This is a genomic window from Rhizobium sp. AC44/96 (genome assembly GCF_001692185.1).
GTDB lineage: Bacteria > Pseudomonadota > Alphaproteobacteria > Rhizobiales > Rhizobiaceae > Rhizobium.
Genome location: NZ_LXKO01000030.1, coordinates 199141 through 221044, shown reverse-complemented (window position 1 = coordinate 221044; position 21904 = coordinate 199141). Strand labels below are relative to the sequence as shown.

General features: G+C 61.3%; 19 protein-coding genes. 6 read left to right on the top strand and 13 right to left on the bottom strand.

Annotation, left to right across the window (positions count from 1 at the left end):
- Nucleotides 1–8: 8 nt before the first annotated feature.
- The gene (locus A6U87_RS20785) at nucleotides 9–1781 is read right to left on the bottom strand and encodes a cytochrome c biogenesis protein DipZ (protein ID WP_065693384.1); all 1773 of its coding nucleotides are present in this window, start codon (nucleotides 1779–1781) and stop codon (nucleotides 9–11) included.
- 333 nt (nucleotides 1782–2114) lie between these two features.
- Here A6U87_RS20785 and A6U87_RS20780 point away from each other — a divergent pair, with 333 nt between their 5' ends.
- The 4 genes from A6U87_RS20780 (at nucleotide 2115) to A6U87_RS20765 (ending at nucleotide 5927) form a co-directional block, all read left to right on the top strand.
- Nucleotides 2115–3176, top strand: coding sequence for an alpha/beta fold hydrolase (locus A6U87_RS20780; RefSeq protein WP_065693196.1), 1062 nt, complete (start codon nucleotides 2115–2117; stop codon nucleotides 3174–3176).
- Nucleotides 3177–3290: 114 nt separating this feature from the next.
- Nucleotides 3291–4031 (top strand): response regulator, encoded by a 741-nt coding sequence (locus A6U87_RS20775; RefSeq protein ID WP_065693195.1) that lies wholly within the window; start codon nucleotides 3291–3293, stop codon nucleotides 4029–4031.
- The gene (locus A6U87_RS20770; protein WP_065693194.1) at nucleotides 4028–5350 is read left to right on the top strand and encodes a HAMP domain-containing sensor histidine kinase; all 1323 of its coding nucleotides are present in this window, start codon (nucleotides 4028–4030) and stop codon (nucleotides 5348–5350) included. The genes A6U87_RS20775 and A6U87_RS20770 overlap by 4 nt, the downstream gene beginning before the upstream one ends.
- 160 nt (nucleotides 5351–5510) lie before the next feature.
- Nucleotides 5511–5927 carry an organic hydroperoxide resistance protein gene (locus tag A6U87_RS20765; RefSeq protein WP_065693193.1) on the top strand — a complete coding sequence of 139 codons (417 nt, stop codon included), beginning with the start codon at nucleotides 5511–5513 and terminating at the stop codon, nucleotides 5925–5927.
- Between the two features lie 222 nt (nucleotides 5928–6149).
- On the opposite strand, the gene mnhG is transcribed toward A6U87_RS20765, so the two are convergent.
- Genes mnhG through A6U87_RS20735 form a run of 6 tightly spaced genes read right to left on the bottom strand, consistent with a single transcriptional unit; the run spans nucleotide 6150 to nucleotide 12147 of the window.
- A complete protein-coding gene (mnhG, locus tag A6U87_RS20760; RefSeq protein ID WP_065693192.1) occupies nucleotides 6150–6512 on the bottom strand; it encodes a monovalent cation/H(+) antiporter subunit G in 363 nt (120 codons plus the stop codon).
- Nucleotides 6509–6790 (bottom strand): K+/H+ antiporter subunit F, encoded by a 282-nt coding sequence (locus A6U87_RS20755; protein ID WP_065693191.1) that lies wholly within the window; start codon nucleotides 6788–6790, stop codon nucleotides 6509–6511. Before A6U87_RS20755 ends, mnhG begins: the two co-directional genes overlap by 4 nt.
- On the bottom strand, nucleotides 6787–7263 hold the full coding sequence (locus A6U87_RS20750; protein ID WP_065693190.1) for a Na+/H+ antiporter subunit E: 477 nt from the start codon (nucleotides 7261–7263) through the stop codon (nucleotides 6787–6789). Before A6U87_RS20750 ends, A6U87_RS20755 begins: the two co-directional genes overlap by 4 nt.
- The gene (locus tag A6U87_RS20745; RefSeq protein WP_065693189.1) at nucleotides 7263–8894 is read right to left on the bottom strand and encodes a monovalent cation/H+ antiporter subunit D; all 1632 of its coding nucleotides are present in this window, start codon (nucleotides 8892–8894) and stop codon (nucleotides 7263–7265) included. The genes A6U87_RS20750 and A6U87_RS20745 overlap by 1 nt, the downstream gene beginning before the upstream one ends.
- Nucleotides 8891–9226 carry a Na+/H+ antiporter subunit C gene (locus A6U87_RS20740; RefSeq protein ID WP_065693188.1) on the bottom strand — a complete coding sequence of 112 codons (336 nt, stop codon included), beginning with the start codon at nucleotides 9224–9226 and terminating at the stop codon, nucleotides 8891–8893. Before A6U87_RS20740 ends, A6U87_RS20745 begins: the two co-directional genes overlap by 4 nt.
- A complete protein-coding gene (locus A6U87_RS20735) occupies nucleotides 9226–12147 on the bottom strand; it encodes a monovalent cation/H+ antiporter subunit A (protein ID WP_065693187.1) in 2922 nt (973 codons plus the stop codon). Before A6U87_RS20735 ends, A6U87_RS20740 begins: the two co-directional genes overlap by 1 nt.
- 126 nt (nucleotides 12148–12273) lie before the next feature.
- On the opposite strand from A6U87_RS20735, the gene A6U87_RS29390 reads away from it, so the two are divergent.
- The gene (locus A6U87_RS29390) at nucleotides 12274–12522 is read left to right on the top strand and encodes a helix-turn-helix domain-containing protein (protein WP_083199617.1); all 249 of its coding nucleotides are present in this window, start codon (nucleotides 12274–12276) and stop codon (nucleotides 12520–12522) included.
- A gap of 91 nt (nucleotides 12523–12613) precedes the next feature.
- Here the strand turns inward: A6U87_RS29390 and A6U87_RS20725 are convergent, their stop codons facing one another.
- Genes A6U87_RS20725 through A6U87_RS20715 form a run of 3 tightly spaced genes read right to left on the bottom strand, consistent with a single transcriptional unit; the run spans nucleotide 12614 to nucleotide 16036 of the window.
- Complete coding sequence (locus tag A6U87_RS20725) at nucleotides 12614–13579, bottom strand: ABC transporter permease (protein ID WP_065693185.1); 966 nt, start codon at nucleotides 13577–13579, stop codon at nucleotides 12614–12616.
- Between the two features lie 19 nt (nucleotides 13580–13598).
- Nucleotides 13599–15113, bottom strand: a complete 1515-nt coding sequence (locus A6U87_RS20720) for a sugar ABC transporter ATP-binding protein (protein ID WP_065693184.1) — start codon at nucleotides 15111–15113, stop codon at nucleotides 13599–13601.
- Nucleotides 15110–16036, bottom strand: coding sequence for a substrate-binding domain-containing protein (locus A6U87_RS20715; protein ID WP_065693183.1), 927 nt, complete (start codon nucleotides 16034–16036; stop codon nucleotides 15110–15112). The genes A6U87_RS20720 and A6U87_RS20715 overlap by 4 nt, the downstream gene beginning before the upstream one ends.
- A gap of 164 nt (nucleotides 16037–16200) precedes the next feature.
- Here A6U87_RS20715 and A6U87_RS20710 point away from each other — a divergent pair, with 164 nt between their 5' ends.
- A complete protein-coding gene (locus A6U87_RS20710) occupies nucleotides 16201–17667 on the top strand; it encodes an FGGY-family carbohydrate kinase (RefSeq protein WP_065693182.1) in 1467 nt (488 codons plus the stop codon).
- Nucleotides 17668–17725: 58 nt separating this feature from the next.
- Here the strand turns inward: A6U87_RS20710 and glmU are convergent, their stop codons facing one another.
- From glmU to A6U87_RS20695, 3 genes are read right to left on the bottom strand one after another with little or no spacing between them, the layout of a single operon-like run.
- A complete protein-coding gene (gene glmU / locus A6U87_RS20705; RefSeq protein ID WP_065693181.1) occupies nucleotides 17726–19063 on the bottom strand; it encodes a bifunctional UDP-N-acetylglucosamine diphosphorylase/glucosamine-1-phosphate N-acetyltransferase GlmU in 1338 nt (445 codons plus the stop codon).
- 52 nt (nucleotides 19064–19115) lie between these two features.
- The gene (locus tag A6U87_RS20700) at nucleotides 19116–20591 is read right to left on the bottom strand and encodes an aldehyde dehydrogenase family protein (protein WP_065693180.1); all 1476 of its coding nucleotides are present in this window, start codon (nucleotides 20589–20591) and stop codon (nucleotides 19116–19118) included.
- 38 nt (nucleotides 20592–20629) lie between these two features.
- Nucleotides 20630–21901, bottom strand: a complete 1272-nt coding sequence (locus A6U87_RS20695; protein WP_065693179.1) for a glycosyltransferase — start codon at nucleotides 21899–21901, stop codon at nucleotides 20630–20632.
- Between the last annotated feature and the right edge of the window lie 3 nt (nucleotides 21902–21904).

Sequence of the window (21904 nt, the reverse complement as noted above, 5' to 3'; positions counted from 1 at the left end):
AAGAGGCTTCAGCCGAAGGTGAAGGCGTAGGCTTCGACGCCCGGGTCGAGGAAGCGGATCTCGAAGGTCCGCACTTCCACGTCGCCGGATTGGCGGACAAGCTGGTAGAGCCTTGTCGAGGTGACGGTGCCGTTGCCGTCGGAATCGGTATCCGCACCGTGACTGTCTCCCGGCGCCTTGCCGTCGATCTTCACCTGAAAGCGGACCGGTTTCCCGGCTGTGCCGGGACCCAGGACGAGATGTAGATCGCGAGCACTGAACCGGTAGGCGATACCGCCATTCGGTTTGTCGAGCGTGACCTGTTCCGCGCCGACAGTCCAGGTGCCCGACAGGCCCCATTCGTTGAGATCAGGCTGTCCGACCGAATACTCGCGTGGGGCGTCGGCGTTCACATTCTCCCGCGAGGCGAAGTTGGTGGCGCGTGTATAGCCGAGATAGGTTTCGTCGGACCGGATGTTCTTCAGGTCGGGGCCGGCCTCAGCGCCCTTGGCGTCGGGTGTCACCGGCGCGCTGGCGGAGGCATTGGCGCCGGCCTCGCGCAGGAGATCCTGAATTGCCTGCTCGGTCTGGCGGTAATTGCCTTCGCCAAAGTGGTGGTAGCGGATCTGGCCGTCGGCATCGATCAGATAGTGGGCCGGCCAATAGCTGTTGTCGAAGGCGCGCCAGATCTTGTAGTCGTTGTCGATCGCAACCGGATAGCCGATCTTGAAGTCGCTGACGGCCTTTTTGACATTGTCGATCTTCTGCTCGAACGCGAATTCCGGAGCATGTACACCGATTACCATAAGACCCTGGTCCTTGTACTTTTCAGCCCAGGCGCGGACAAAGGGTGTGGTCCTGATGCAGTTGATGCATGAGTAGGTCCAGAAATCGACCAGAACGACCTTGCCGCGGAGTTGCTTGAGATCAAGCGGCGGCGAATTCAGCCATTCGACCGCGCCATTCAATGAAGGGGCAGGGCCTTCGATCGGCAGGTTCGCGTGGAACGATCCTGTAGCGTCGCTGATCGCCATCGCGCCGTTGCTGGCAACCTCTGTGGATTGTGCAGCATTCTGCTTCACTTGCAGCCGGTCCAATACCGCTTGCTCGAAGGATGTTGTGCTTGCATAGGAAAGCCGCGCGAGCAGTCCGGTGTCGAGGTCAAACGCGATGGTGGCAACGCCAGCCAGTACCGCTACACCCAAGGCCTGGCGGATCCGTTCGCTGACACCCAGTGACCGCTTCATGCCAGCAAAGATCTTGCCGCCCACAGCCAAGGCAATGGCGAGCGAGGTCGCGGCGCCGGCGGCGTAGGCGGCCAGCAGGAAGGTCGTTTCGAGGTTTGCGCCCTGTAGCGCGGCACCGGTCAGAACGAGGCCGAGGATCGGTCCGGCGCATGGCGCCCAGAGCAGACCGGTCGCGATCCCAAGGATTAGCGAGCTCGCCGCCGTCGGCGCGGCGCCAGGTTTTCCAGCGGTGTTCAGCATCCGGTTGCCTAGGTCAACGACCGGCTGGGAAATGGCGCTCGCGATGCGGGGCGAGATCAGGCTGACGCCGAAAACGGCTAGCAAGACGATCGCAGCCAGACGACCATATTCGTTGGCGTGGATCGCCCAACTGCCGCCGACCGCGGCGAGCGTCGCCACGGCGGCGAAGGTCGCAGCCATGCCGGCGAGCATGGGCAGCGTGCTGCGGACGAAAGGTTGTCCTGATCGAGCGAAGACGAAGGGGAGGATGGGCAGGATGCAGGGGCTGAGGATCGTCAGCGCGCCTCCAAGATAGGCAATGATAAGAAGGGTCATCATCGTTTCCTTTGAAACCGGGTTCTGGTTCTGGCCGGCGATGCGGTTCGACCAGCACGGCGCCAATCTGGTCGACGTGACGTATCCCGCGTGTGTCCGGATCGGCGGGGAAATGTATCGAAGTGTAGGGATTGGCCCTCAGTCTACAGAACGAGACAATCGTGCTGCCAAGTCTGCAGCCGGGTGGGCATACGGTCGATGAATTGTATCAGACTGTATCCGGGCTGGCGGATGCTACATCCGAATGCAATTACGGGACGCAGGGGACACATGTCGTATACATGCCGCCAGCATTTTGTCCCACATCATCAAACACGGATCGGAGAGAACACGATGAGCCCCAAGTTGCCCCAGAACGAAGTCAACCTTCAACGCCGCCGCTTCTTCGGCGTAGCTGCAATGACCGTTGCAGCCGTCGAGCTCGGCATGACCTCGTTGGCGAACGCCCAATCTGCTACGGGATCGTCGTCTGCCGCCGGCAAGGCCGGCAACCATACCTCGTTCGAGAGCCTGAAACAGATCGCAGCGGGTGTGCTCGACATCGGTTACGCCGAGGCCGGCCCGGCGGATGGCCAGGCCGTCTTGCTGCTGCACGGCTGGCCTTACGACATCCACAGTTTCGTCGATGTCGCGCCGATCCTCGCAGCGGCCGGCTATCGCGTCCTCGTTCCTTATCTCCGTGGCTATGGCAGCACCCGTTTTCTGTCCGACAAGACACCGCGCAATGGTCAGCAGTCTGCTCTTGCCGCCGACATGATCGCATTTCTCGATGCTCTCGGCATCGAGCAGGCTATCGTCGCCGGCTATGACTGGGGCGCACGCACCGCCGGTATCATGGCGGCACTCTGGCCGGAGCGTTGCAAGGCTCTCGTGTCCGTCAGCGGTTACCTGATCGGCAGCCAGGAAATCAACAAGAAGCCGCTTGCTCCGAAGGCTGAACTTGCCTGGTGGTACCAGTTTTATTTTGCGACCGAACGCGGCCGCCTCGGTTATGCCGCCAATACCCGCGATTTCGTCCGCCTGATCTGGCAGACCGCATCGCCGACATGGAAGTTCGACGACGAAACCTTCAACCGTTCGGCGCCGGCCTTCGACAATCCCGATCATGTGGAGATCACCATCCACAACTATCGTTGGCGGCTGGCGCTGGCTAAGGGCGAAGCCAAGTACGATGCATACGAAAGGAAGCTCGCCATGGGGCCGGTGATCACCATTCCGACCATTACCATGGAAGGTGACGCAAACGGTGCGCCACATGCGGATCCTTCGGTCTATGCGGCCAAGTTTTCCGCAAAGTACGAGCATCGCAACATCACAGGCGGCATTGGCCACAACCTGCCCCAGGAAGCGCCGGAGGCGTTTGCCCAGGCCGTCCTCGACGTTGCGAAGTTCTAGGTCGACGTTGGCTGCTGTGAGGATATTTCTCCGCTTCGCAGCAGCCGAATCCGCGTCTAAAGAGGATCAGCGGTTCGCCGCCCATACAGCAAACGAGGATTTGAAGGTCCGAAGATGGAGCATATCGACCATATCCTGATCGTCGATGACGACCGCGAAATTCGCGAGCTTGTGTCGAGCTATCTGAAGAAGAACGGACTTCGCGCGACGGTGGCGGCCGACGGCCGGCAGATGCGCAACTTCCTCGAGACGGATACGGTCGACTTGATCGTTCTCGATGTCATGATGCCGGGTGATGACGGGCTGGTCCTTTGCCGCGAATTGCGCGCCGGCAAGCACAAGGCGACGCCAGTCCTGATGCTGACGGCTCGTAGCGACGAAATGGACCGCATCATCGGGTTGGAGATGGGCGCCGATGATTATTTGCAGAAGCCCTTTGCCGCACGCGAGCTTCTGGCGCGCATCAAGGCGGTCCTGCGCCGAACGCGGATGCTGCCGCCCAATCTCCAGATCAGCGAAGCCGGCCAGATCCTGACCTTCGGCGATTGGCGCCTGGACACGGTTGGCCGGCATCTTCTCGACAAGGATGGCACCGAAATCGCGCTGAGTGGAGCCGAATACCGTCTGCTAAGGGTCTTCATCGATCATCCACAGCGTGTGCTTAATCGCGATCAGTTGCTGAATCTCACGCAGGGGCGCGATGCCGAGCTTTTCGACCGTTCCATCGACCTTCTCGTCAGCCGGCTGCGCCAGCGCTTGGGCGACGACGCGCGCGAACCGACCTACATCAAGACCGTGCGGGCCGAAGGGTATGTTTTCTCCGTTCCGGTCGAGATTTCGGAGCCCAGGACATGACGGCCAGCGGTACAGCTCGCCGCTGGCGGTGGCCGAGCACGCTCCGCTCGCGGCTCTTCCTCATCCTGTTCGCCGGACTGGCAATTGCCTACGGCCTGTCCTTCAGCATCCTCTTGCTGGAGCGCTACATGTCGGCCAAGGCGGTGATGCTAGGGACGCTGGAAAGCGACCTTGCCACCTCCATCGCCGTGGTCGACCGGCTGCCGGCCAACGAGCGGGCGGATTGGCTGGATCGGCTGAGCCGTGGCAATTATCGCCTCGTTCTCGGGCCGGGCCTTCCCGGCGTGCCTGACATGTCCGGCCGGGGTGCCGAGATCGCGGAGCGCATAGAGGAGGCCGCAGGCCACAAGTTTCCCCTGAAGATCGAATCCATTCCGGGCGACGGCAAACGGCTGCAGGGACACCTGACGCTCTCCGACGGCTCTCCATTGACGATCGACGTCACGCCGACCGGCGTGATGCCGGTTGCCAAATGGCTTCCCTACGTTTTCGCCGTGCAGATGGGGTTACTGGTCCTTTGTACCTGGTTCGCGGTACGGCAGGCGATCCGGCCGTTGGGTGAGCTCGCGGCGGCTGCCGATGCGCTTGATCCGAACCAAAAAGGGCAGCCGATGAGCGAGGCCGGCCCGAGCGAGGTGGCTCACGCGGCGCGCGCCTTCAACGGCATGCGCGAACGCATCGCCCATTATCTCGAAGAGCGGGTTCAGATTCTCGCAGCCATTTCCCACGACCTTCAGACGCCGATCACCCGCATGCGCCTGCGCGCCGACATGGCGGATGACTCGCCGGAGAAGGACAAGCTCGTCAACGACCTGCGTGAGATCGAACGGTTGGTGCAGGACGGCATTGCCTATGCACGCAGCTCGCACGGCAATGGCGAGAAGATCGCGCGCATCGACCTTTCTTCCTTCATCGACAGTATCGCCTATGATTATCAGGATACCGGAAAGGCGGTCTCCGTGGTCGGCGTCGTTCAAGGAACCGCCTCGACCAAGCCGCATGCCTTGCGGCGCATTCTCACCAACTTCATCGACAATGCGATCAAGTTCGCTGGCGCTGCCGAGATCAGCGTCGAGCGAAAGGGCGAGAGCGATATCGCGATCACGGTGATGGATCGCGGGCCGGGTATCCCTGACGACATGCTCGATGCGGCCATGCAGCCATTCTTCCGGCTGGAGCAGTCCCGCAACCGTGAGACCGGGGGCACGGGGCTGGGTCTTGCCATCGCGCAACAGCTCGCCGGCACGATCGGCGGCGCGGTGCGCCTTTACAACCGGGAGGGTGGCGGGCTGGCGGCCGAAGTGACGCTGCGGCCATGAGGTCGCGGGCCGCTTTGTGTATGCGACTATATCCCGCCGGCCTTTAGCTACGCTTTGATACACTTCCGGCATTTCAGGAAACAAGCCGGATACGTCAGTCCTTCAAAACCACTCCTGTCAACAACGTCGCACCTTGCGACAGAACACGAGGAGTGCTCCCATGACGAAGATTGAAAAGGTTCTCTACACCGGCAAGACCCATACGACCGGCGGCCGCGATGGTTTGGTCCGCAGCGACGATGCCCAGCTCGACGTCAAGCTCTCGCCTCCCGGCACGGCGCAGCCTGGCACCAATCCTGAGCAGCTCTTCGCTGCCGGCTGGTCGGCCTGCTTCATCGGCGCAATGGGACTTGCTGCCGGCAAGCGCAAGCTACGGCTCCCGGCCGACACGGCTGTCGATGCCGAAGTCGATCTCGGCACCACCGACGGCGCTTATTTTCTGCAGGCCCGATTGAATGTCAGCCTGCCGGGCCTCGACCCGGAACTCGCCCGGGCCCTCATCGAGGAAGCGCACCAGACTTGCCCCTACTCGAAGGCGACACGGGGCAATATCGCAGTCGAGCTGACACTCGCCTGACCATTTCGATAATCCAGGGAGTACCCCATGAAACGCTTGATCTTTGGCATGCTGGCGCTGGCTGTTGTGGCGGCGCCTTGCGTCCTTGACGTATTCTCGCCTGAGCCTTCACCCTTGGCCGCGCTTGCCGCTGCGGTGGGCATATAGGCTAGCGAGGCGGAGATAGCAGAGAAGGAGCGGACGCGAATGATGCCGCTCCTCCTCCGTTCAAATCGGGAAATCTCAGAGGTGCCGCCCGGAATGCTTCGGCGGCGCCTTTCCGTTGTTCTCGACCCGGTCGCGATGCAGCGCCGCGCGCGCGAGCATCATGAGAGTCACAGGGGTTGTGACGGTAACAAGGACCCCGATGAGGATCTCGTGGACCGCCAGGCGCGAGGACGCGACCGAGAAGAACAGCATGGACCCAACCATGATACCACCTATTCCCCAGCTCGTTCCGAGCGTGGGGGCGTGGATCCTCTCGTAGAATGTCGGCAGTCGCAGCAGGCCGATCGAGCCGATCAATGCCAGTGCGGCGCCGAGCAAGAGGAAAAAGGCAACCACGGCGGCTACCCAAACAGGAATATCTGCGGCCGAATACATCATTCGATCACCTCGCCGCGCATCAGGAATTTCGCCAAGGCGACCGAGGCGACAAACCCGAGCATGCCGATGACCAGTGCCGCTTCGAAATAGACGACCCGGCCTGTACCGACGCCGAACGTCATAAGCAGCAACATTGCGTTGATGTAGAAGGTATCGAGACCGATGATCCGGTCCTGGGCGCGGGGGCCGATGAACATCCGTACCGATACGATGGCCATCGACAGGACCAGCATCAGCTGGGCGATCGAGACGGCGCTGAACAGAATGATTGCACTCACGCGAAAATCTCCATCAGCAGTTTTTCATAGCGGTTCTTGATGGTGTCTCGCCAGACAGCTTCGTTCTGAATGTCGAGAACATGGATGAGCACTGAATTGTCGTTGGAGTCATATTCGAGCCAGGCCGATCCGGGAGTGCTGGTCAGGATGACAGCCAACAGGGCGAGGGCGGAGCGGCTCCTGATGTCGAGATGAATGGTGACAAAGCCTGGATTATGATGCCGCGAACCGCTCCTGATGATGATCGCGGCCACCGCCATGTTCGACTTCACGATGTCGTAGACCACGAGCACGAACAGCTTGGGCAGGAGGTACCATTTGGCCAGCCGCGGTTTTTCCGGCCGTAGCGATGCCATGGCCCAGGTCGCGAATACGGCGACCAGCACGCCCAAAATCAGATTGCCGAGCGTAAAGCCGTTGAGCAGCAGCCACATTAGGACAAGGGAGGTTGCGAGCAAGGGATAAGGCAGCATCACTTGCTCTCCTTTGCGGCGCCGGAACTCGCTTTGTAGCCGGGGATCTGTACGGCCGTGCTGACCGCATTGATGTAGTTTGCCGGCTTGCTCAGCGTGCGAATAGTCGTGTCCATATATTGCATTGCCGGTCCGGCCTGGATGGTCAAGGCAAGGGTCAGGGCAAGCAGGAACATCACAGGCACGATTTCGATGACGAGCACGCGAGGAACCGTCCCTTCGATGGAACCCCAGAAGGTGCGGATGCCTGCGCGCGTCATGGAAATAAGGGCTGCGATGCCGGACAGGATGACTAACACGATCAAAGCCCAGACGGCGGCCGTCGGCGGTACGCCGATAGCACCCGTGCCCATCATGGCCGACAGCATCGCAAATTTGGCGATGAAGCCGGAAAGCGGGGGGAGACCGGAAAGCAGGATACCGCAGGCTGCGAAGCAGATGCCCAGGATGGCCATCGTGCCAGGCATGGTGACGCCCTCTTCTTCGTTCAGGGTTTCGTCGTCCGCATCGCCATAGGCTTCCATGGTCACCGCGAGCACGTTGGCGCCGGCATCCTGTCCGCGTTCGACAAGCTCGATCAGCATGAAGAAGGCGCTGATCGTCAGCGTCGAGCTGACGAGATAGAGAAGGGCGCCTGACGACACGGCCCCATCATTGATGCCGAGGACCATCAAAAGGGTGCCGGAGGAGACGAGAACCGAAAATCCGGCCAGTCGACCGAGGGCCTGTGAGGCAAGCACGCCGATGGTGCCGAAGATCAGCGTTGCCATGCCGCCGTAAAGCAGAACGACGGTGCCGAAATTCGCCGATGGGCCATCTGCGAACAGAAGCATCGTCAGGCGTAGGATGGCATAGATGCCGAGTTTGCTCATGATGGCAAATATGCCGGCCACGGGCGCCGATGCGGCGCTGTAGGCCGTCGGCAGCCAGAAGCAGAGGGGCCACATGCCCGCCTTGATGAGGAAGACGATCCCCAAAATGCCGGCGCCGGCCTCCATGAGCATTCGACGATCCGGCTCCATGTCCGGTATGCGTGCCGCAAGATCGGCCATGTTGAGCGTTCCGGCGGTACCGTAGATCAGGCTGACGCCGATCAGAAACAACAGCGCAGCCACCAGGTTGACGGCAATGTAGTGCATGCCCGCCTTGACCCTGAGCGGGCCGGAGCCGTGCAGCAAAAGGCCGTAAGAGGCTGCCAGCATGACTTCGAAGAAGACGAAGAGATTGAACAGATCGCCGGTCAGGAAGGCGCCGTTCACCCCCATCAGCAGAAGCTGAAACATGCTGTGAAAGTGCGCGCCGACCGCGTGCCAACGGGCAAGTGAAAAGATCAGGGCCGGGACGGCAAGAAGGGCCGTCAGCAACAGCATGAGAGCCGAAAGGCCGTCCAACACGAGCACGATGCCGAAGGGTGCAGCCCAGTTGCCGACCAGATAGGCGCCTTCAAACCCGTTCGGGCCGCTTTCAATGCGGAAGAGAATGATGGCGATGGCTGTAAGCGCGATCGCCGAGGCAAGACTGATCATGGCCTTGGCGAGACGTTGGCGTTCATCGACAAACAGCAGGATAGCGCTGGCGATCAGCGGCACCAAAATCGGCGCGATGATAAGGTGGTGGGCCCAACCGTTCATTTCGGCTCGTTCCTCCCATCCACGTGGTCGCTACCGGTGAGGCCGCGCGACGCGAGCAGCACGACGAGAAACAGCGCAGTCGTCGCAAAGCCGATGACAATCGCGGTCAGAACAAGAGCCTGCGGCACCGGATCCGCCAAGTGGCCTGCTGCCCCGTCGCCGAGGATCGGGGGGACATTGGCCTTCACGCCGCCGACGCCGAAGATGAACAGGTTCACGGCGTATGAGAGCAACGAAAGCCCGATAATCACCTGGTAGGTTCGCGGGCGCAGGATCAGCCAGACGCCGCAGCTGGTCATGACGCCGATGGCCACGGATAGTACGAGCTCCATCAGCGCTCCTCCGATTTGGCGGCTTCAATCGTCCGCAGGCGATTGATGCGCAAGGACTGGTGCGCGAGCGCGACGAGAATAAGAACCGTCGATCCGACCACAAGGCAGAAGACCCCGAGATCAAACAGGAGCGCGGTCGCCGCCGGCATTTTTCCGATGAGGGGCAGGTCGATGTATTGGAAGTGCGACGTCAGGAAAGGATAGCCGAAGAACCAGGCGCCGATCCCTGTTGAGACGGCTGTCAGCAATCCTGCCCCCATCCAGCGCAAGGGCAGGATACGGATTCTGTCTTCCGCCCACCGCGTCCCGCCGGCCAGATATTGCAGCAGGAAGGCGATCGACAATGTCAGGCCGGCCGAGAAACCGCCGCCGGGCAGGTCGTGCCCGCGCATGAAGAGATAGACTGAGAAGGTGATGATGACCGGGAACATCCACTGCATGATCACCGACGGCACCAGCAGGTAGTCGCGCACGGTGTCGCCTGCCGAACGCTCCGGCCGCTCCTCGTCGAAGCGATTTTGCGCCTGCTGTTGCTCCGGCATATCCATGCTGTCCTCAGCCGGGCGGAAGCGGCGCAGCAGGCCATAGACGGTCAAGGCGACGACGCCGAGAACGGCAATCTCACCCATCGTGTCGAAGCCACGGAAATCCACGAGGATCACATTGACGACATTGCGACCACCGCCCTCGGTGTAGGCGTTTTCCAGGAAGTAATTGGAAATCGCGTCAGGCACCGGCGTCGTCATCACGGCATAGGCGATGAATGACATGGCGACGCCGCAGAGAATGGCCAGCGCGAAGTCCCGAAACCGGCGGAACCGTGCTCTCAGCGTCATCGATTCACCGAGGTCCTCCGACCGCTTCGGCAGCCAGCGCAAACCGAGCAGGATGAGGACCGTGGTAACGATCTCGACCAGCAGCTGGGTGATCGCGAGATCGGGTGCAGAAAGCCAGACAAAGGTGATGCACACGACGAGGCCTACGCCGCCGAGCATAACCAGGGCAGCGAGACGGTGGTACTTGGCCATGTAGGCCGTGCCGACCGCAAGCGCCAGGCCGATCGCCCATATCGCAGCAAAGGCGGGGTCGAAACCGGAGTAGGTAAATGGACGGCTTTCAAAGCCCCTGACATAGAGGGGAAGCATCCCTGCGGCAAACCCCATGACCACCAGCCAACGGAGCTGCGGTTGGAGTTTGCGCGTGCCTAGGCGTCCCTCCGCGATGCGGGCCCAGCGCCATGACACCTCGACGATAACGCGCTCGAATATTCGCTGCCCTTTGAGCCGGCGAAGGAACGGAGGGCCGTCATCGCACCGGGAGAAGTAATCCTTGAAGAAGAAGTAAATCAGCGCACCGCCAACCAGGGCGATCGCGCTCATCGCCAGCGGCAGGTTGAAGCCATGCCAGATCGCGAGACTGTATTCCGGAGTGTCTTCTCGCAGGACGCTGACGACGGCGCTGTGCAGAAAAGGCGCGATCGATAGCGCCGGGACCATGCCGACGATCAGGCAGGCGATGACCAGGAATTCGATAGGGAACCGCATCCAGCGGGGCGGCTCGTGCGGGTGGCTTTTCGGGAGATCGGTCGGCGGTGGACCGAAGAATACGGTGTGAATGAAGCGCAGCGAGTAGGCGACGCTGAACGCACCGGCAAGGGTCGCTATATAGGGAAGAATGCGGTCCAGGATGGAATCCGCATGCGTCTCCACCGCTTCCGCGAAGAACATTTCCTTCGACAGGAACCCGTTGAGGAGCGGCACTCCTGCCATGGCGGCACTGGCGACGATCGCAAGCGTTGCGGTATACGGCATGAAGCGGAAGAGGCCGCTCAGCCGTCGCATGTCGCGTGTTCCCGTCTCGTGGTCGATGATGCCGGCCGCCATGAAGAGCGAGGCCTTGAAGGTGGCGTGGTTCAGCATGTGGAAGATTGCTGCAACGGTTGCCAAAGGGCTACCTAGGCTGAGCAAGACCGTTATCAGGCCGAGATGGCTGATGGTCGAGTAGGCCAGCAAGCCCTTAAGGTCCTGCTGGAACATCGCAAAATAGGCGCCCAGCAGCAAAGTGATCATGCCGGCGGCGCCGACGATCGCGAACCATTCGTAGGTGCCCGAAAGCACTGGCCAGAAGCGAACCAGCAGGAACACGCCTGCCTTGACCATGGTCGCGGAATGGAGAAACGCCGAGACCGGTGTCGGCGCGGCCATGGCGTTGGGCAGCCAGAAATGGAACGGGAACTGCGCACTTTTCGTCAGCGCGCCCAGGAGGATGAAAATCAGGGCTGGCAGATACAGGGGATGATTGCGAACGACATCGCCGGAATCGAGGATCTTGTCTAGATCGTAGCTGCCGACGATGTGGCCGAGCAGGATGAGGCCGATCAGCAGGCAGAAGCCACCGATCCCGGTAATCGTCAGTGCCATCCTCGCGCCGTCGCGGGCGTTGGGGTTGTTGTGCCAGTAGCTGATGAGCAGGAAGGAAAAGATGCTTGTCAGTTCCCAGAACACCGACAGCAGGATCACATTGCCCGAGATGACGACGCCGAGCATGGCGCCCATGAATGCGAGAAGAAACGAGAAGAACCGCGGGACCGGGTCCTCTTCCGACATGTAATAGCGCGCGTAAAGCACGACCAGGAAGCCGATTGCGGTGATCAGCATGGTAAAGATCCATGCCAGGCCGTCCATCCGCAGGGTAAAGTTCAAGCCGAGCTGCGGCAGCCACTGCGTATCGAAGCGGACGACCCCGCCGTCGGAAACCGCAGGATAAAAACTTGCTGTCAACAACAGGGACGCGAGTATGATGATGGCGGCCAAGCCGGCCGGCAGGCGCCGCGACGGGGTGTTCAGCAGGCAGACGGACAGAAGGCTTCCGACAAAAGGCAGAAGCAGCAGGACAACGAGCAGAGACGGTCCGACTGTTATCCCAAGGCTTTATTCCTTCTGTTTCTCGATCCCAGAGCCCGTAAGGGCGGATCCGGCCAGCATCTAGCAATTGGGCTGAAATTGCCCTATATGGCATATATCAACCAATATGGGTGACTTCGAGCGATGGGTCAAGCGAACGACTCCAAGATTTTGACGCCGGCGCTTTGTCGCGCAGCTCGCGGCCTCCTCGACTGGACTCAAATGGACCTCGCTGGCAGAGCCGGCGTCTCACGCAGCACCATACGGGATTATGAAGGCTGTCGGCATGACGTTCATCGTGCCACCGCGGCGCAGCTACGACTTGCGCTGGAAGATGGCGGCGTCGTCTTCATGTGTCTTGATGACGGCAGAATCGGGATATGCACCGGCTAGCCGGTGCCAAGTGCTGGATCAGGCTCCCGTCGTCCGCTGCTTCCTCACCGAACCGACACTCTGACGCCGTGGCGGCGCCCCGAGTGTCAGACTATCGTTGGCCAAGCTTGCTCAGGCTCGAGGAGGCCACGGCGAGAATAATGATCGTTCCGATCAGGATCTCGCGAACATAGGAATCGACACTCATCTGCGTGAGACCGTTGTCGAGCACGCCAAGAATGAGCACTCCGAAAAACGTGGCCAGGACCCGGGGTTCTCCCTCTTCGCTCATCGTCATGCCGAGAAAGACGGCAGCGATTGCCGAAAGCATCAGGCCGCTGCCCTGTGTCGGGTTGGCGGAGGCGACCCGGCTGGCGTACATCAGCCCGGCAGTCGCTGCGCCGATGCCTGTCAGCCCGAAGGCGGAGAAGCGGAGGAAACGTACCCTTACGCCTGCAAGCCTGGCCGCTTCGGCATTGCCGCCGATGGCATAGAGACGCCGGCCGTAAACGGTGTGTTCCAGGAGCACCCAAACCACAAACAGCACGATCAGCGCAAGAAGGGTCAGATACGGTAGCGACACCCATTGCTCGCCAGCCTGAAACAGCGGAATTCCGCTGCGTGCAAAGCCGCTGAAGCTCGCGGGGATGTCGGTGCCGAAAATCGTCTTGCCGCCGCTGACGAGGAAGGCGAAGCCCGAAAACACGGTGAGCGTGCCGAGTGTCGCGACGAATGGCAGGATGCCGATGTAGCTGACCAGCAAGCCATTGATCAATCCGCCGACAAGCCCGACGGCAAGGGCAAGGATGATCGCTGCGGGTACGGGCACGCCTGCCTTGAATGCAAGCGCGGCGATGATACCGGAAAGGCTGGCCATCGACCCGACGGAAAGGTCGAAATCGCCCATCGCCATGACGATCGTCATGGTAAAGGCGGTGACGGCAAGCATGGAAACCTGCTGGGAAATGTTCAGCCAGTTGCGCGCCGTCATGAAGGTATCAGGTATGTTGATCCAGAAGAACAGGATCACGGCGATGATGCCAACCAGGGTTCCGTATTTGCGAATGGCGCGGATCAATTGAACGTCCTCAGGGAAATTAAGCGGGCTCACCGAACGACAGCGCAAGCAATCTTGCCTGCGTGAGGCCATCGGCCGCGACGATGTCGCTCTGCCGCCCCTCGCGCATGACGAGGATGCGGTCGGCCATGCCGGTCAGCTCGGAGAGATCAGACGATGCCAGGAGAACGGCTACGCCGCTTGCGGCGAGTTCCCGGATCAATGTGTGAATGTCAAATTTTGCAGCGACATCAACGCCACGGGTGGGCTCGTCGAGCAGAAGGACCCGCGGGCCGCCGAGAATCGCGCGCGCAAGCACGACCTTCTGCTGATTGCCGCCGGACAATTGAAAGACGGGCTGTTTGCCGCCTGTCGATTTCAGTTTGACGCGCGAGGCAATGTCGGCTGATCTCTGCAGTTCCGCCCGGCGGTTACGCAGGATCCCTGCGCGGCTCAGGGATTCCAGATGGGCAAGGACGGTGTTGTCGGCGACCGACGCGCGCGGCAGAAGACCTTCGAGCCGCCGTTCGCGCGGCACATAGGCGATGCCGGCTGCCCAACGCGCCGCGGGTGTACCGGCTGCCAGCGCCTTGCCGTCGAGTTCAATGGTGCCGCCTGTCCATTTGTCGGCGCCAGCAAGCAGGCGCAAGACCTCGCTCTGGCCAGCGCCGGAGAGGCCGGTCACACCCAGGATCTCGCCTGCACGCAGGTCGAACGAGATAGCGTGCACATCCGGCGAACGCGCCTCGTCGAGACGCAACACGGATGCCGACGTGGTCGTCGCCTGCCGTTGCGGATAAGCGTCCGCGATCTGACGACCCGTCATCAGCTCGATCATCTCAGCCTTGCTGATCTCTGATATCGCGCGTGTTGCCACGGTCTCGCCGTCGCGCAAGACGCTCACCCTGTCGGCGATGCGCATCACTTCGTCCATCCTGTGGGACACGTAAATGACGCTTCGTCCTCGTTCCGTCAGACCGGCGATAACCTTGAACAGGCGTTCGGATTCTTCGCTCGTCAGGGCGGCCGTGGGTTCGTCCATCACATAGAGGCGAGCGGCCTCACCGTCGTCATCCAGAAAGGCCGCGGCGATCTTTACCAGCATCTGGTCGCCAAGCGATAGCCGCGCCATTTTCCGGCTCGGGTCAATATGACCGATGTCCAATGCTTCGAGGGCGCGCGATGCACGCCGATTGAGCTCCCGCCAGTCGGCAAGGAAGCCCAGTCGACGCGGATAGGGCCGGCCGAGAAACAGGTTCTCGGCGACTGAAAGCTCCGGAATGACGGCGAGTTCCTGGTGGATGAAACGCAGGCCCAGCCGCCGCGATTGCGAGGGATGCTCGATCGACACCGGTTGGCCGTCGATCAGGATGGTGCCGCTGTCAGGCGTCGTCGCACCCGCAAGAATACGGATCAGCGTCGACTTGCCCGCACCATTTTCGCCCATCAGCGCGTGGACTTCGCCACGCGCGACGGTGATGGAGCCATCTCTTAGCGCAGGTACGCCGGAATAACTCTTGGAAAGCCTGCGCGTTTCGAGGGTCGGCGCGTTCATTCCTTGGCGTTTGCCGAGGTCACGAGCTTGGTCGGCACGTAGAGCACGCTCTGCTTGATCTTTTCGCCTGCGAGATAGCGCTTCACGGCGTCGGCAGTTGTCCGGCCAATGCCCTTGAAATCCTGCGCCATCGAAGCTTCGAAATTGCTTCCCTTGGCGATGGCGTCGCGGGCCTGAGGATTGGCGTCGATGCCGGTGATGACGATGCCTTCGTCCTGCCGGCCGGCCGCTTCAATTGCCTGCAACGCGCCGAGGGCCGGCTGATCCCAAGCTGCCCAGACCGCTGCGATCGATCCCTTTTCCGGGTGAGCCGTCAGGATTGCTTCCATCTTGGCTCGGGAATCCGCGATGCCTCCGTCGGAGACATCAGGGGTGACGCGCTCGAGAACCTTGATGTCGGGATTGTTCTTGAAGATCGCGTCGGCAATCACGCCGCGCGCCTGAACCGGCGGGAAGGCATCGAAAACGAACATCACGACATTGCCCTTGCCGTTGATGCGGTTTGCGGCATAGGCGGCGGTATCGGCTGCCATCGCATAGCCATTCGATGTGACATTCGTGACCAGCAGCGGGTTTGCGCCGGCATCCATGCCAAAGACCGGGATCCCGGCTGCCTTGGCAGTCTCCAGACCGGCCGCAACTTGCGCCGGATCGACATTGATGACGATGGCGTCGACCTTCTGGGTGCTGACGTCTTCAATGCGGCTGATGGCTGCGGCTACATCGCCCTTCGTATCGATGACATTGATATCCCAGCCGTTCGTCTTGGCTTCCTCCTGGAAGGCCTCGACATAAAACTGTGTGCCTGGCTGCGAGAGATATGGCGTGATCACCGCGATCTTGCCGGCAGCGTTGGCTGCGCCTGCGATGAAAAGCGCTGCGAGAACTCCCGCAACGGCGCTGGTCTTCAATACGAAAGTCATGCTGGTCCCCGCCCTTATCTTTCGATTTCTCTAATGTGTTCGGGACGTTAGCCGAGCTTAATCCGCATTTCAATAGACCGTACCCAAGGGTTGCCACAGATTGTCATGAGTCAATCGCGCCGCTAAGGATGGCGTCGGTTGCAAGAGCGCAGACGGAGGAAATTGTGAGCGGTCCCATGCTGATCGGCATCGATGTCGGAACGACGGCCGTCAAGGCTGCGCGATTCGATGCGAATGGCAACGTCGAGCGCAGCTATGCCCGTCACTATCCGACGACGCGCCGGGCGCCAGACATTGTGGAGCAGGATGCGGGCGACTGGATCGTCAACGTCAAGGCGGCGTTGGACGAGCTTACCTCTGATCTCGCACCCGGTCAGTTGCAGGCGGTGGGCTTGTGCTCCCATGTGAACAGTCACGTCTTCGTCGGCGCGAACGGCGATGCTTTGATGCCGGCGATTATCTGGCAGGACGGTCGGTGTGCCGATGTGGCCGCCGAACTGGACGCCAGGGTTGACCCGACCGACAAGATCGCCTGGTGGGGAGCGCCGCTGCCGATCGACGCGAGCCATGTGCTGTCGCGCATGGAATGGGTGAAGCGTCACCATCCGGATATCTGGCAAAAGACACGTTGGGTCATGTCACCCAAGGACTATTGCATCATGCAATTGACCGGCGAGGTCGTGGCCGACCCGATGGAGTCCTTCGGTGTGATCGATCAGGATTTGCGCTACATAAGCGGGCTGGTCGACCTCGTCGATGGGGCCGCCGAGCGACTGGCACCCATCCGGGACTTTACGTCGCTTGCCGGACAGATAAGAAGTGGGTTGCCGGCTGCCGGAACGCCGATGGTCGTTGCGACCATGGACGCATGGTCCGGCCTGTTCGGCAGCGGTGCGCTGCGCGAGGGGGATGGCCTGTATCTCAGCGGAACAAGCGAGGTGCTGGGCATCGTTTCCGAGCAACGAAATCCCGAGCCGGGTGTGATCGCGTTCCCACGCTGCGAATCCATTGTGCTTCATGCCGCTCCGACGCAAGCCGGCGGTGCCTCCATGGCGTGGCTATCGACCTTGCTTGGGCGGTCGCCGGCGGAGCTTTCTTCCCTTGCCGATCACGTCGATCGGCGCTGCATGACGCCAGTCTTTCTTCCTCACCTGCAGGGCGAGCGCGCGCCGTTGTGGAATGCCCATGCACGGGCATCCTTCTCGGGCATCGATGCGGCGATGGGGCCCGCCGAATTCACCGTCGCGATGATGGAAGGCGTGGCGTTTTCGGCGCGGATGGCGATTGAAAGCCTGCAACGTTCAGCCGGGACCGTGCCTGCGGCGCTCTGCGCGGCAGGCGGCGGCATGGCTTCGGATGTTTGGTGTCAGATCCGTGCTGACGTGCTGGGAAAGTCACTCTTGCGGCGAAAGAATCTCGATGCCGGCGTGCTCGGCGCAGCGGTGCTGGCCGGCGCGGGAGCGCAGCTGTTTCATTCGCTGGCCGATGCAGCCGCACAGCTCGTCGTGACGGAGCGCGTTTTCGAACCCGATCCGTCGCTGACGGATCGGTACGCCTATGGCTACGCCAAATACAAGGAACTCTACCACCAGCTGGAGGCCTTCAACCTCGATCTGGTTTCGCGATCCTAGCGCGATGAGGTGGATTGCCTTCCGATCGGTCGGTCGCTCGCTCGCTCGAGCTGCAGGTCTAGGCCCGGTTGGTCTTTCTTGCCGTGTTGGCGCGCTCAGGCTTCGTTTCCTGTCGTGCACGACCGAAGGCGAGGGCATTGCTTGGGACATCAGCCGTGATTGTGCTGCCGGCAGCGACGATCACCCCGTCGCCAATACTCAACGGTGCGACCAGAGATGCATTCGAGCCGATGAAGGCACGCGACCCAATGGTCGTGAGATGCTTGTTCACGCCGTCGTAATTGCAGGTAATCGTTCCTGCGCCGATGTTGGTGCCGGAGCCTATCTGCGCATCGCCGATGTAGCTCAGGTGATTGACTTTCGTGCCTTCCCCGATCATCGCGTTCTTTATTTCGCAGAAATTGCCAACCTTGGAGCCGCGGGCGAGCCGTGAGCCGGCGCGAAGGCGGGCGTAGGGTCCGACATGTGCATCGGCTGACACGTGCGCGCCCTCCAGATGGCTGAAGGCTCCGATAACCGCTCCCGTTTCAACGCGTACACCAGGGCCAAATACGACGTTGGGCTCAACGATTACATCCGGCTCAATAACGGTGTCGTGGCAAAGGAACACGGTTTCCGGGGCAATCAGCGAGACACCCGACAGCATAAGCTCCCGGCGTCGGCGCTCCTGCCAGAAGCGTTCGACCGCGGCGAGATCCTGCCGGTTGTTGCAGCCGGCGAGTTCGTTCTCGTCGGCGTCCACGACCGAGGTTGCGATGCCGCGCGCTCGGGCGATCTCGACGATGTCGGTCAGATAATACTCGCCCTTGGCGTTGTCATTGCTGACCTGCGCGATGAGTTCTATCGCATGGCGACCGCTGATCGCCATGATGCCGCTGTTGCAGCGCCGGATCAGGCGCTCCTCGTCGGTCGCATCCTTCTCTTCGCGGATGGCCAAAAGCTCACCGTCCTTGACCAGCAGGCGTCCATATCCGGTCGGGTTCGCGGCTTCGAAGCCGATGACCGCGACGCCGCTGCCGTCTGCGAGCGCCGTGCGGGCCGCACGCAAGGTGGCGCCGGTGATCAGCGGCACGTCTCCATAGGTCACAAGGATCTCGTCATAGCCCCGCTCAAGCGCCGTGCGTGCAGCCAATACGGCATGCGCGGTGCCCAGCCGCTCGGACTGGATAAACGTTTCTACCTGCACGTTCGTACCCGTCGCAGCAGCACCGATCGCATCGGCATCTCGTCCGACCACGAGCGCGGCCTCCGACACGCCCGCCTCGCTGATGGCATCAAGGACGTGGGCGATCATCGGACGCCCCGCAACCGGATGCAGCACCTTGGAGCGTCGCGATTTCATTCGCGTGCTGTCACCGGCGGCTAGAATGATGGCCAGGCAAGAGGGATTGCGCATGAGTAATCTCCGAAAGAGCAGGGATGAAAGGCAGGGCGGGGGTTTCAACCGATTACTTGATGTACCAGCCCCAGGGATCATCGCTCTCGAAGGTGGTGATTTGCTTGGTCTCGAGATAGTTGCTGAGACCCCACCGTCCCAGTTCCCGGCCGATGCCGGATTGCTTGTAACCGCCCCAAGGAGCCTCGGCGAAGGTGGGCTGCGAGCAATTGATCCACACGATACCCGCGCGCAGTGCTTTCGCGACCCGCTCGCACCGTGCCTTGTCCTTGGACATGACGGCTGCTGCAAGGCCGAAACGGCTATCGTTTGCCATGCGGATCGCATCGGCCTCATCGCGAAACGGCTTGACACACACAACGGGGCCAAAGATCTCCTCGGTCCAGATGAAGCTGGTTTCAGCCATATCTGTGAGGATGGTCGGCTCGAGAAAATAGCCGGTGTCGAGACCTTCGGGTCTTTTGCCTCCGCCGGCGATCGTCGCGCCCTCGGCCTTGCCTCGGGTGATAGCCGCCTGAACCTTTTGATACTGACCGCTTGAAACCAGCGGTCCAAGCAGCGTTCCATCAGCAAGGCCGTCGCCGATCCTGATCTTCGCTGCCTCCGCCACCAGCCGTTCCAGGAGGGGCGCATAGAGGCTTTCCTCCACCAGAACACGCGAAGTCGCGGAGCAGACCTGGCCCTGATTCCAGAAGATGCCGAACATGATCCACTCGACGGCCTTCTCGATGTCGCTATCGGCAAAAACGACAAATGGCGACTTGCCGCCGAGCTCCAAGCTGATGTTCTTGATGTCGCGGGCGGCTGTGGCCATGATTTTCGAGCCCGTTGCCACGGACCCGGTGAAGGCAAGCTTGTCTATTCCGGGGTGCTCGGACAGCGGCTGTCCCGCATCCGGCCCAAGGCCACTGACAATGTTGAGCACGCCTGCCGGCAAACCGGCACGCTCGACGATTCCGCCGAGTTCGAGCGCCGTCAGCGGCGTGAGTTCGGAGGGCTTCAGCACCATGGTGCAGCCGGCTGCGAGCGCCGGGGCGACCTTCCAAGCCGCCATGAGCAGCGGATAGTTCCACGGAATGATTGCGCCCGCTACCCCGATCGGTTCCCGGACGGCCTTCGAGGAGAAACGAGCGTCCGCGAGCGCAATCGGTTCTTCCGCGTTTTCGTCAAGTTCCTCGGCAAACGCGGCGTAGAGGTTGAAGCATCCGGCGACATCCTCGATGTCCCAGATTGCTTCGGGCAGCGGCTTGCCGTTATCGAGCACTTCCAGATGCGCCAGGGCATGCTTTTCCGCCAGAATGATATCGGCGATGCGGCGCAAGATGACGGCGCGTTCTCTGCCCGACATTCTGGGCCACGGGCCGACGTCGAACGCCTGTCGTGCCGCGGTGACGGCGAGGTCGATGTCTTCGGCGGTGCCGGCAGGTGCGCGATGGATCGTCTGCTCCGTTGCCGGATTGACGACGTCGAAGCTGCCTCCCTTGACCGGAGCGACCCACTGGCCCGCGATGAATAGTTTGTCTTTCATTCCTCAGCTCCAGGCCATTGGTTCGCGATTGATTGCTGTCACTTGTGATTTTCCGCGACGGTGACGATTTCCTGCGCGGCTCGGGCAACGCCGTTTGCCTTTCGCATTTTCTCGGCGTTCGCCTTTAGCCGGATATGCATCTTCTGGTCCCGGATCAGCGAATGGATCGCGCCTGCGAGTTCCTCATCCGACCAGTTGTAGCGGTCCAGCCGCTTGCCCACGCCGGTCTCGTCGGCCCGCACGGCGTTGTCGTGGCCGTCCCAGCAGTAGGGCATCACCAGCGACGGAACACCGAAATAGAGCGCTTCGCAGAACGAGTTGTTGCCGCCGTGGTGGATGAAGAGGCTTGCCTGCTCGACGACCGAAGGCTGGGGGAACCATGCGTCGATAAACACGTTGTCCGGCACCTCGCGATACTCCTCGCGCCAGTGCCCGACATTGACGAGAAAGCGGAAGGGGAGCGTCGAAAGCACGCTGAGCATGCGCTTGATCATCTCGACGTCCATTGCGCCCAGAGAGCCGAAACTGATCAGGACCAGAGGCGCATCGTTATGGTTCGCAAAACGCGGTGGCGTGAAGGGCGCCTCATTGCGCACGCATCCATCGAGGAAAACGAACTTTTCCGGATCCAGCGGCTGGTGTCTCTTGTGCCGGATAATCTCCGGCGCCAGCAAAAGATTGAGGTATGGCGAGGCGTCGAGGAAAGTGGGTGGTGGCGGTGGCTTCACGCCACATTCGTTGAGAAAAGCTGCGAAACGGCGGTGCGTCGGCGCCACGGTCTTCTTGTAGAGCGCCGAAAACACATCCCAATCGTCCTTGTCGTTCTCACCCGCACCCGAAAGGTATGGCGGGACATTGCTATCCGGGATCTCAGTCTCGGCGCATGAAACGATCCGCACCCAGGGGACGCCGGCATTGGCGATCGCCGGGAACATGACAACGTTGTCGAGCGCGATCACGTCCGGCTGCAGTCGAGCCAAAAGCAGGCGGAGCGGTTCTTCGACGCGGATCGCCGTGTCCACGATCGTTTCCCACGTGGGGCCGATGTAGGTGTCGAGCTGATCGACCGGCGGCTGGCGAAACGCATCCTGATGGCGCTCGATAAAATCGTTCCAGTCGGTCGGTTCTTCGGTATCCGACAGCGGATATTCGGGAAAACCGTAGTCGGCGAAGATGCCCGAGAAGCCCGGATGGCAGATGAAGACTGGCTTGTGTCCCATGCGCCGCAGCGCTTGTGCGATGCCGATGCAGTTGAGCGCGGCTCCGTAGCTGGCCTCGGGAAAGAAGGCGATGGTTTTTTCAGTGGGCATGTT